The organism is Streptococcus sp. 210928-DFI.4.42 (genome assembly GCF_020554365.1).
GTDB lineage: Bacteria > Bacillota > Bacilli > Lactobacillales > Streptococcaceae > Streptococcus > Streptococcus parasanguinis_S.
The window spans coordinates 74,558-84,630 of sequence record NZ_JAJCHF010000008.1 but is presented as its reverse complement, the minus strand read 5'-3'; the positions used below and the strand labels follow the sequence as shown (position 1 = coordinate 84,630).

8 protein-coding genes are annotated in these 10,073 nt (G+C 40.6%); all 8 read right to left on the bottom strand.

Annotation, left to right across the window (positions count from 1 at the left end; genetic code table 11):
- Window positions 1-103: 103 nt before the first annotated feature.
- Window positions 104-967 (bottom strand): helix-turn-helix domain-containing protein, encoded by an 864-nt coding sequence (locus LIZ08_RS04695; RefSeq protein WP_070674785.1) that lies wholly within the window; start codon window positions 965-967, stop codon window positions 104-106.
- Window positions 968-1,256: 289 nt separating this feature from the next.
- Complete coding sequence (locus LIZ08_RS04690; RefSeq protein ID WP_070674782.1) at window positions 1,257-5,651, bottom strand: PolC-type DNA polymerase III; 4,395 nt, start codon at window positions 5,649-5,651, stop codon at window positions 1,257-1,259.
- A 163-nt stretch (window positions 5,652-5,814) separates the two neighbouring features.
- Window positions 5,815-6,372, bottom strand: a complete 558-nt coding sequence (locus LIZ08_RS04685) for a hypothetical protein (protein WP_070448960.1) — start codon at window positions 6,370-6,372, stop codon at window positions 5,815-5,817.
- Between the two features lie 430 nt (window positions 6,373-6,802).
- Window positions 6,803-7,207, bottom strand: a complete 405-nt coding sequence (locus LIZ08_RS04680) for a DUF5082 family protein (RefSeq protein WP_049482422.1) — start codon at window positions 7,205-7,207, stop codon at window positions 6,803-6,805.
- Between the two features lie 9 nt (window positions 7,208-7,216).
- Entirely contained in the window at window positions 7,217-7,771 is a 555-nt protein-coding gene (locus tag LIZ08_RS04675; protein WP_049482417.1) for a DUF3592 domain-containing protein, read from the bottom strand.
- Window positions 7,772-7,779: 8 nt separating this feature from the next.
- Window positions 7,780-8,313, bottom strand: coding sequence for a hypothetical protein (locus tag LIZ08_RS04670; protein WP_053092568.1), 534 nt, complete (start codon window positions 8,311-8,313; stop codon window positions 7,780-7,782).
- Window positions 8,310-9,734, bottom strand: a complete 1,425-nt coding sequence (locus LIZ08_RS04665) for a T7SS effector LXG polymorphic toxin (RefSeq protein WP_049482414.1) — start codon at window positions 9,732-9,734, stop codon at window positions 8,310-8,312. The genes LIZ08_RS04670 and LIZ08_RS04665 overlap by 4 nt, the downstream gene beginning before the upstream one ends.
- 45 nt (window positions 9,735-9,779) lie before the next feature.
- A complete protein-coding gene (locus tag LIZ08_RS04660) occupies window positions 9,780-10,070 on the bottom strand; it encodes a hypothetical protein (RefSeq protein ID WP_049482413.1) in 291 nt (96 codons plus the stop codon).
- Window positions 10,071-10,073 lie beyond the last annotated feature (3 nt).

Here is a 10,073-nt window from a genome sequence, read left to right as displayed (position 1 = left end):
CATTCTATCCATTAAAGATGCAATTGTTATTGTCATTACTCATGATCAAAATCCAAAAATATTGGAAGAGTTTGATCACGTTATTACCTTATAGGTAAATGGCCTAGTCTACTAAATGAATGATGTGTTTCTCAAAGTATTCTTTGTAATTTTTGTAGATTGTTTTATTGAAGAGTTCGAAAATTTTTAAAGCTTCTTCGATTTTTAAAAGTGATTTTTGATTATGATAGAATTTCAGTTCCAAATATCCATCTAAATACAGCAAAATAGTTTGTTCAAAAAAATCTGTGGAATCCGCTAATATATTCTTCGTAGCCTGTTTTAAAAATAAAGATTCCTCATATAAGTCGTTCTCAATCATTATAATCCAAGAATTGAGAAGTAGTTGAATGAGAGATTGTCTATTTCTAGGTATAGAACTATACAACTTCCCTTTGTTGAGCGCCTCTTTGGCATATCTAAATAATAAATCTGGAGATAGAACACGACAGCAATTTCCAAGGATGAGCGTTTCGTAATAACCCCAGTTTTCAACAGAAAATAAATAGTTTGTAAGATAAGAGGCGTCTTGTTGACTCAATTGATGATTCTTATCCATTCCCGAAACAATACTTTCAATGAAAATAGCATTTAATTTATGGTAATGAGAATTTGTCCCATGAAAAAGTTCTATTTCTTTCTCTACCATATCTAGTAATGCTTGAGCATCTTCATTATATGCAGCCTGTTTAACATAAGCTATTAAGGTATTAAAATCCGAAGGTTGATAATGATTACAGATAAGCAGAAATTCTTCTAGTGTTACTCCTATTCTTTCAAGAAGATACAATAACTTAAAGACAGAAATCTCTGTTTCTCCTAATTCAAATCTAGATATTTGAGATTTTGAAATTTCAGCACCTGCTAATGAAGAAATAGAAATCCCCTTTTCTTCTCTTATTTTCCTATAAGTTTCACCTAAAATCATACTTATCTCCATTCCATATCGAAAAGTTATTAAGGTATAGCAAACACTACTTCCGTTAAGCTTACTCTTGTTTGAGAGTATCATTATTAGTAATTTATAGCAATCATTTTTGATAATTTCAATATATAACTTCCTAAAGTTTTAGTCTTTGGATAAAAACTTACTTATACTATATCATATCTAAAAAGCAGTAGAAATGAAAATCATAAAAAATCATCTCTACTGGTTTTACTGTTAAGTCTTAATTAGATGAAACTTAGTCGGCTTATTTGAACAAGTTGACTTTAAATTAGAACAAATCATCAAACAAACTCAACTGGTTATCCTCTGGCATATTGCCAAGAATGCCCATCTCATCCATCTTTTCAACCAGGGTGGACGAAACACCGCCGCGCTTACGGAGTTCTGTTTTAGAAAGGAATTCTCCTTCTTCACGCGCCCGCACGATCTGCTTGGCAACGTTCTCTCCTAGACCATCCATAGCGACAAATGGCGGAATGAGGGTGTCCCCATCAATCAAGAATTCTGTCGCTTGACTGCGATAGAGGTTGAGCTTGCCAAACTTGAAGCCCCGCTCCCACATTTCATTGACAATCTCAAGGGTGGTGTAGAGGTCGATCTCCACATTGGAAGCTTCGTTGTTCTTGCGTTTCTCAGCAATCTCCTTCATCCGCGCTTTCACGGCCTCAAGGCCTGCACCCATGGTCTTGATGTCAAAGGCTTTGGCCCGAATCGAGAAGTAGGCACAGTAATAATAGAGAGGATGATGCACCTTAAAGTAGGCCACACGAAGGGCCATCATAACATAGGCCGCCGCATGGGCTTTGGGGAACATGTACTTGATCTTCCCACAGGACTCGATGTACCACTCAGGAACATTGTTTTCCTTCATGGCTTGGATATAGCCATTGCGCTCTTCTTCAGAAATCTTAAGCCACATGCCTTTCCGCACCCGCTCCATGATGGTAAAGGCCATTTTTGGATCTAGGCCAGCGTGCATGAGGTAAACCATGATGTCGTCCCGACATCCAATAACGGTTGATAGGTCGGCAATTCCTGCCTTGATCAAGTCTTGGGCATTTCCCAACCATACGTCGGTACCGTGAGACAAACCAGAAAGCTGAAGCAACTCGGCAAAGGTCGTCGGATGGGTTTCATCCACCATGCCCCGAACGAAGTTGGTCCCAAACTCTGGGATTCCCAGCATACCAGTTGAGGTACCGATTTGCTCCGGTGTGACTCCTAGGATATCGGTTCCTGAGAAGAGGGCCATAACACCTGGATCATCCATAGGGATATCATTTGGATCAATGCCTGACAAGTCCTGGAGCTTCCGAATCATGGTCGGATCATCGTGTCCCAGAACATCGAGCTTGAGGACGTTCTCGTCGATATCGTGGAAGTTAAAGTGGGTGGTCTGCCATTCGGCTGTCACATCATCGGCTGGGTACTGCACAGGAGTGAAGTCATAGACGTCCATATAGTTTGGAATAACAACGATTCCCCCTGGGTGCTGACCGGTCGTCCGTTTGACCCCAGCTGCACCAAGAGCCAAGCGCTCGACCTCGGCATCTCGGTAGTACTTGCCATAATCCCGCTCATAACCCTTGACAAAGCCATAGGCCGTCTTAGCAGCCACAGTACCAACCGTTCCTGCCCGGAAGGCATATTCTTCCCCAAAGATATCCCGGACATCCAAGTGGGCACTCGGCTGGTCCTCCCCTGAGAAGTTCAAATCGATATCGGGTACCTTGTCTCCATCGAAACCAAGGAAGGTTTCAAAGGGAATATCCTGTCCATTTTTGCTGAGCTTGTGACCACAGTTTGGGCAGTCCTTATTAGGCATATCAAAGCCGGAACCGTAAGAACCATCCGTGATAAACTCACTGTACTGGCACTGACCACAGACATAGTGAGGCGAGAGCGGATTAACCTCGGTAATCCCGATCATGGTCGCGACAAAGCTGGACCCAACGGATCCACGCGATCCAACCAGGTAGCCCCGCTCATTGGAACGGTGCACCAGCATCTGTGAAGCCAGATAAATCACGGCAAAGCCATTCCCCAGGATAGAGGTTAATTCCTTTTCAATCCGCAAATCGACAATATCAGGGAGCGGATTACCATAGATCTCAAAGGCTCGCTTATAGGTCAATTCCGCAACTGTCTCTTCGGCCTTGTCGATAAAAGGCGTATAGAGGTCACCCTTGACCACTTCAACGGGTTCAAAGATTTCTGCCAGTGCGTTGGTATTTTCAATGACCAATTTTCGCGCCAAGTCTTCTCCTAGAAAGGCAAATTCATCCAGCATTTCATTGGTGGTTCTGAAATGCGCTTTAGGAAGTGGCGCTGGCTGGGCATCTTCTCCATGCCCGATGGTCCGGTTGATCATAGCCCCTTGACCGAGACTGCGGACAATGATCTCCCGATAGATTTCATCTTCTGGCTCCAGATAATGGACATTTCCTGTCGCAAGAACGGGTTTGCCGAGGCGATCTCCCACCTCAATCAAGCTCTTGATAATGGTCTGGAGCTCGTCCATGTCCTTGACCTGCTCCTTGGCAATGAGAGGTGCATAGATAGCCGGTGGCATGACCTCAATAAAGTCGTAGTACTTGGCCACTTCGACCGCCGCATCCACGCCTTGTGACATGACCGCATCAAAGACTTCCCCTTCTGAGCAGGCCGATCCAAGGATCAAGCCTTCGCGGTGGGCATCCAGCACAGTCTTGGGAATCCGTGGGACTCCTTCGAAATACTTGGTCCCAGAAAGCGAGACCAGTTTAAACATATTCTTAAGTCCGGTCTGGTTCTTGACATAGAGAGTCGCATGCTTGACCCGGGCCTTCTTATAAGAATTCTCATCGATCAAATCGATATTCAAATCCTTGAGATTGGTCACCCCATGCTTTTCAGCGACTTCTTTGATAAAGATAAAGAGCAGGCGCCCCGTTGCTTCCGCATCGTAGTTGGCCATGTGGTGGTGCTCCAAAGCGACCCCAAACCGCTTGGTCAAAGGTCCCAAGCCATGCCGTTTAAAATCTGGGTAGAGGTTACGGGCAAATTCCAGGGTATCGATGACTGGTTGGGTAATCTTTGGTAAGCCATGACGCTCATAGTTAGCATTCATGAAGCCCACGTCAAAGGTGGCATTGTGGGCGACAAGAACCGTTCCCTCACAGAAAGCCTGAAATTCCTTCAAGACCTGTACCAAGGGCTTGGCCCCACGGACATGCTCGTTGGTGATCCCTGTCAATTGGGTCGTAAAAGCCGACAAAGGATGGCCCGGGTCAATAAACTCGTCAAACTCCTCAATGACATTGCCCTTGTACATCTTAGAAGCGGCGACCTGGATCAAGTCATTGTAGATGGCTGAAAGTCCTGTCGTTTCCACGTCAAAGACCACATAAGTCGCTTCATTGAGGTCTAGATCCACCTCGTTATAGGTGATCGGCACCTTGTCCTCTACGATATTGGCTTCCATCCCATAGATCAGCTGGATCCCAGCCTTCTTGGCTGCTTTAAAACCATGCGGGAAGCTCTGCACATTGCCATGGTCGGTGATGGCTACAGCCTTGTGGCCCCACTCAGCTGCCTTGGCAACCAGCTCTTCGACTTCCGGCAGGGCATCCATGGTCGACATATTGGTATGGGCGTGGAATTCCACCCGGCGCTCGCCTTCTGGCATCAGGTCCTTGCGGGTATAATGGACGACTTCCTGGATGTCTTGGACATTCATAGTTAAGTCACGCGTGAAATTGTTCATTTCGATATTTCCCCGCACCCGTAGCCAGCTGTTCTTCTTGATCATGTCAAACTTCTGGGCTTCTTCCTCATTTTTAACCCATTTCTGAAGGGAAAAACTCGAGGTATAGTCGGTCATCTTAAAGCTGATCAGGACCCGACCAGTCCGCGTCACCTTGTGCTCCACGTCAAAGACCACACCCTCAAAGACAATCCGGTTCTCTTCTGTCGTAATCTCGATCATCGGAGTGATCTCGGCCTTGTCTAGCTTAGGTTTAGCTGCCGCTTTCTTAGCCTTGAAGTCAAAGACCGGCTTTTCTTCGACTGCTGGTGGCGGAGCCATCTGAGCCAAGGATTCCATAGCCCGCAAAGTCTCCTCATTGGCTGCTTGGAAGATCTTTTCATTTTCCTCTTCAAAGCGCGCTACTTCTTGCTCTGTCAACTCCTCATCAGACTCCACCCGACAGGTGAAATGCGGAAAACCAAAGGCTTCCAACTGTTTGGCAAGGTTAGGCAAATGATTCTTACGAAAATGCTCTGTATCGACCGAAGAAGGCCCTGAGATGATCAATTCCTGACCTTCCGCGCGCACCTGCAAGTCTTGGTAAAGCCCCTTAAAGCCTTGACTCGCGCAAGGTCCATCCTCAAAGACCTCCCGGTAGTAGGCCTGCAACAAATCCTCAGAAAAGTCCGGATTCGCCACTTGGATGGTAAAGGTCGCTTGGTTTCCCGTCTTTGAAAATTCGTCCTTCAAGCGCTGGCGCAATTCCTTAAACAAAGCAATCGGCAAGACTTCCGCAAAGGCAAAGCGGAACTCCCAGACCCGGCTGACCTTATGCACCACGACTTCTTGAATCTCCGCATGCAAAAAGGCACTGGAAGATCGCATCTCCAGCGGCATATCCAGCTGATCCATTAAAATTTCAAAGGTGTTGGACATTGTTTCTCCCTTGATCTTGATTCTTTTGCTCGCTTTTGAGTAGCCCGATTTCTATGCAAAACAAACCATTCAAAAACATTCGTAACCCTTATTTTATCACAATTTAAGGATTAATTCGAGGGAGAAGTGAAGACAAAAAAATCACCGATAGGACAGTGATTTCTCAATGATTGGTCAACAGCAGGCAATCCTGATCATTCCCCACTTGTTGCCTCTGTTTCTGAGCTGAACTTGGTGTCCGAAGTAGGTCCTTCATCTGAGACTGGACCGCTTCTCTTGAGCTTTGTTCTTGCTTTTGGATATTCTCCATAGCAGGCTGCAACTTCTGCCGGATTTCCACTTTCTCCTCTTGCTCTTTTTGCGCTTGGAGGGTCGGACGATACATAGCAAAGAAAGAACCGATGACCACGATCAAAGCGATCAGACTCACCCCATAGCGTTTTGACTGTTCCTGAGAGTCAACCTTGACGCCTTTGACCGACACCTCCTTCCACTCCGGATGCTCTTTCTCAAAGGCATCTTTCTTAGCCTTGGTCGGCATGACCAAGACTTGGTTCATTAAGGAAATCATCCCCATAACCACAAGCAAGTAGGGAATATAGCGCGATTGATTGAAGATCATAACGATCAATAACACAAGACCGATCCCTGCAATCCCCACATTAAAAGCAAAACGCATCCAAAATTCTTTCTTCAGCTGTAAATAAGTTTCTTTAGACATCGGTCACTCCTTATCCATCATTTATACTTCATCCCTTACTATCTTATCGAAATTTAGTTTGAAGATCAAGTTAGTCACTGGGTGGAGAGAGTTGAGGGGGATTTCGTTTCACAAAATTAACAAAAGATAATATAGAAAAACTATGATCGGTACACAATACCTAGAAATTAATCATAGTCTTTCTACTTAAATTGATAATTTTTCCCTTAAAATACACTATATTCTAAGGGAAAATCTTTCTGGTAAGGGATAAATTTTTATTGCTTAGAATATAAAAAGATTGAAGAAAATTATCCAAAATGGCTTTTTTCTTCAATCTGAGAAAGAATCAGTTATTTCTTTCTTAGTTGTAACTTTTCATCAATCATCCACAGTTGATAAAAAGCCTTTTAAATTCAACTCTAGTAATAAACTTCAGAAATATAGCGTATTAATTAACAAAACTTTCAAACCATCCACTAATATTATTCAATAATATACCTAATTGACCAATAAATCCATCTTGTTCCATCGCTTTATTTTCATACTCGTTTATTTTATTAAGCAACTTATCTATATTTTCATTCATCGCTTTAATACTAGAATCAAAATTCTCAATTAGATCTTCTGCTGGAGTAACAAATTTTGTACTATGAAGATTACCCGTCCATGAATCATCATGTTCGTTTTTCTTAGTATCCAAAGATTTTTTCTGTTTTACAAATTCACCCTTGATAGTTCTTAATTCTTCATAGATTTTTTTTACTTCTCGAGCTTTCTTCAAATATTCTTCTTTTTTTGATTGTGCTGCACTAATCTGTGATCGAATTGCAGCTTGTTGACTAGATTTTGACATGATCCCTCCTTAATTTGCTTTCCAATTGTATATTATAGATAAAATAGTAAGTGTCACAAAAACGATCATATAAACGATGTAGAGAATGAGAAAGAGAAGAGCTAACTTTTTATACAGTTTATCTTTATTACAAAAACGTTCAACATAAGACTCTTTTGGATTTTGAGGATTATACCAGACGGTCATGGTGGATCCTTTAGGAAATGCTTCTTTTAAAACGTTTGTGTAAGAGACAATTGAGTTTCTAGAAATCACTAAATTTTCACCCAAAAGATCCGGTGTATCAGCTACCGCCTTTCGACTCATCCAAGGAGCCGATTTCACTACGGTCCAACGGTATTCCAATTGCCTCTTATAAGCTATTCCATCAACAATATATTCTACAATGGGTGGAATCACTTGTTTTGCGTATGCATAGCCAACAACAATGCCATCAACCCGTTCTGTTGATAGATTTTTCCTTCTTGCAAAACGCTTAGAAATGTAGGAGTAAATGAAGAAAGCAGTTAGGAAATAGATCGACCCGCCCCCTATTGCAAAAAGAAATATAATATATAATGGCATTTTTTAACCTACTTCTTTACTTTTAAATCCGACATCTCTAATGACATCTTTTCTTCTTGTGTCATGGTCTCGACAATTTGTTTTTGCTCGCTGGATATTGGCAAGGTCAAAATCGTAGCAGATTGATCCGGCAATACTCCACTGTCACTAATTTTATAGCCAATCCGTTGATGTTGATAAATGAATTGCCCATCATATTTCCAACTCAATGAAAATTCAAAATCCTTATCAATTTGAAATCCAGCTTTATTAATCAATAGAAAAACGGCATATTCTTGTTGATTTGATGAGAAAGTTGCGCCAGTATAGTTGATCGATAGGCTTCCTTGATTTCCAAGATCTGGATGTTCCTTCGTTAATTTTTTACCTAATTCAATTAAATTAGATTCTTTTCCTTCATACTGTGGTGCTACTATAAATTTCAATGTCTGTCCTCCTTTATTTTCGTTTCCTACATTTTTATTTGATGATACATTTTCCCCTGAACACGCTACTAAAAAGAATGAAGTAACCATCAATAATAATATTTTATTTATTCTCATTTAAAACCTCTTCCAATCCATCTGAAAAATCCATCCGGCCAAATATAAGGAATAGTAACATCCGCATTTATACCTAAAAATGCTTTGGCTCCAGCCTTTAAATTTATAGTACGGACATCCCAATTTTCATCACCTAAGAAACTATCATATGCTCTTTCTTCTTTGACTTTTAGTGTAAGTGAGCCTCCTTCAGAAGCTTCAGGAGTAACAGACATTGCAAGTAAGTTTTTCCCAACTTTTTCTCCATTTTCATCAGTTGCTTTGTAGTGAAATAGCTCAAATCCTATTTCAGCTGAAGTAGATGGACCTGATCCATCAATATCAAAGCCAAATTCTGATTTATCAGATGTAATATAGGCATCTAAGTCAACAGTATATGAAGCTGCACTAGTTTTACCTTCTAAATAAACCGTATCAAAAAGAGTACTTACACGTCCTTTCGCACTTGCAACCTCACCTTTAGATTTCAAATAAAGACCACCAGTACCAAATCCAAATTCATTTTGTAGCTGGGCAGCGTTTATTTCACCCGTTCCCTTAAAAAATGGACCAAGTTTTAATTCTACATTACTAGACAAGACTTTTACATTAGAATAGAATTTTGTCATCCCATTTTCTACGATAATCGATCCATCATTTTTTAATAAACTACCACCGATATACCCATAATAATCTTTGCCCCAACCTTTTGCCATCTGGCCTTCTAAAACTGAATAATATGCTGTATTATATGAATACGGATCTTGTTTTCGTTTATTATCAAGTATAGAGCCGTTCCCTTTTATATACCATTCTTCTTGTTTCAATTCTTTAAATTTTGCATTATTGTATTTACCGCTAGATGTGACATAATTATTTAAAATATTTGTGATCATTGTATCCAATTTACTAATGGATGTCAAGATACTTTCCGCACCTTTAGATAACTCATCATCTTTTGTCTTAAAATCTTTATTAACTGTTTCTAAATTTGTATCTAAGGTAGTAAATCCATCAGTCAGTTTACTTGTATTAGTTGGAGAAACAGAAATATATTCTGCTGCTTTTTCTTCGTTACTTGCAAGATCATCTATATCACTAGTGACAGCTTTAGAAATATTTCCAAGTGATTTTTTCACATCATCTACTCGTGAACTTGATACCTTACCAGACTCATTTGATTCGAATTCAAGAAATCCTTTTTTTATTTTTTCAATGTATTCCTTTACATCTTTCCCAACCTGTAATAAAACATAGGTTGCATTTACCGAATTTTCCTGCATAAATGACTTATACTGTTCCGCACCTGTACCTTTAAAATTCAAGGAATTCGTCAGAACAGTTAGAGTTTTCTCAACATTATATAACTGAGTTTCTAGGTTCGTATAGGCTGTACTTCCGGTAGTATCAATTGCACTTAATTTTGAATTATCCAGTTTCATATTTTCCCTTTCCAATACTACAAAATTTTTTAATTGTTCTCAAATTTATTTACTACTTGTCAGCCCTTCTCCATGAGTGGCAATGGTAGAATCCACAGCCATCCATTCGGATCTAATTACTTCCAGATTCTTAACATCTTGGGCTAGTAATTTTTTGTATGACTTAATCACATTATTAAAATTAGTTACAATATCTTTCAATTGAGTAATAGTTTCTAATTCAAGACCGTCTGTCTCAATCTTCAATATTTCATCCAAAACACTATCTTTTGATTTTGTTAGTGCATCTATTTCTGTCTGAAAACCTTCTGGAACAATTAGGATTTGATCTGCCATTAT

Excerpts from the sequence above, each read along its gene's own strand:
- LIZ08_RS04695 (WP_070674785.1), bottom strand. The coding sequence starts at position 967 with ATGATTTTAGGTGAAACTTATAGGAAAATAAGAGAAGAAAAGGGGATT.
- LIZ08_RS04690 (WP_070674782.1), bottom strand. The coding sequence starts at position 5,651 with ATGTCCAACACCTTTGAAATTTTAATGGATCAGCTGGATATGCCGCTG.
- LIZ08_RS04685 (WP_070448960.1), bottom strand. The coding sequence starts at position 6,372 with ATGTCTAAAGAAACTTATTTACAGCTGAAGAAAGAATTTTGGATGCGT.
- LIZ08_RS04680 (WP_049482422.1), bottom strand. The coding sequence starts at position 7,207 with ATGTCAAAATCTAGTCAACAAGCTGCAATTCGATCACAGATTAGTGCA.
- LIZ08_RS04675 (WP_049482417.1), bottom strand. The coding sequence starts at position 7,771 with ATGCCATTATATATTATATTTCTTTTTGCAATAGGGGGCGGGTCGATC.
- LIZ08_RS04670 (WP_053092568.1), bottom strand. The coding sequence starts at position 8,313 with ATGAGAATAAATAAAATATTATTATTGATGGTTACTTCATTCTTTTTA.
- LIZ08_RS04665 (WP_049482414.1), bottom strand. The coding sequence starts at position 9,734 with ATGAAACTGGATAATTCAAAATTAAGTGCAATTGATACTACCGGAAGT.
- LIZ08_RS04660 (WP_049482413.1), bottom strand. The coding sequence starts at position 10,070 with ATGGCAGATCAAATCCTAATTGTTCCAGAAGGTTTTCAGACAGAAATA.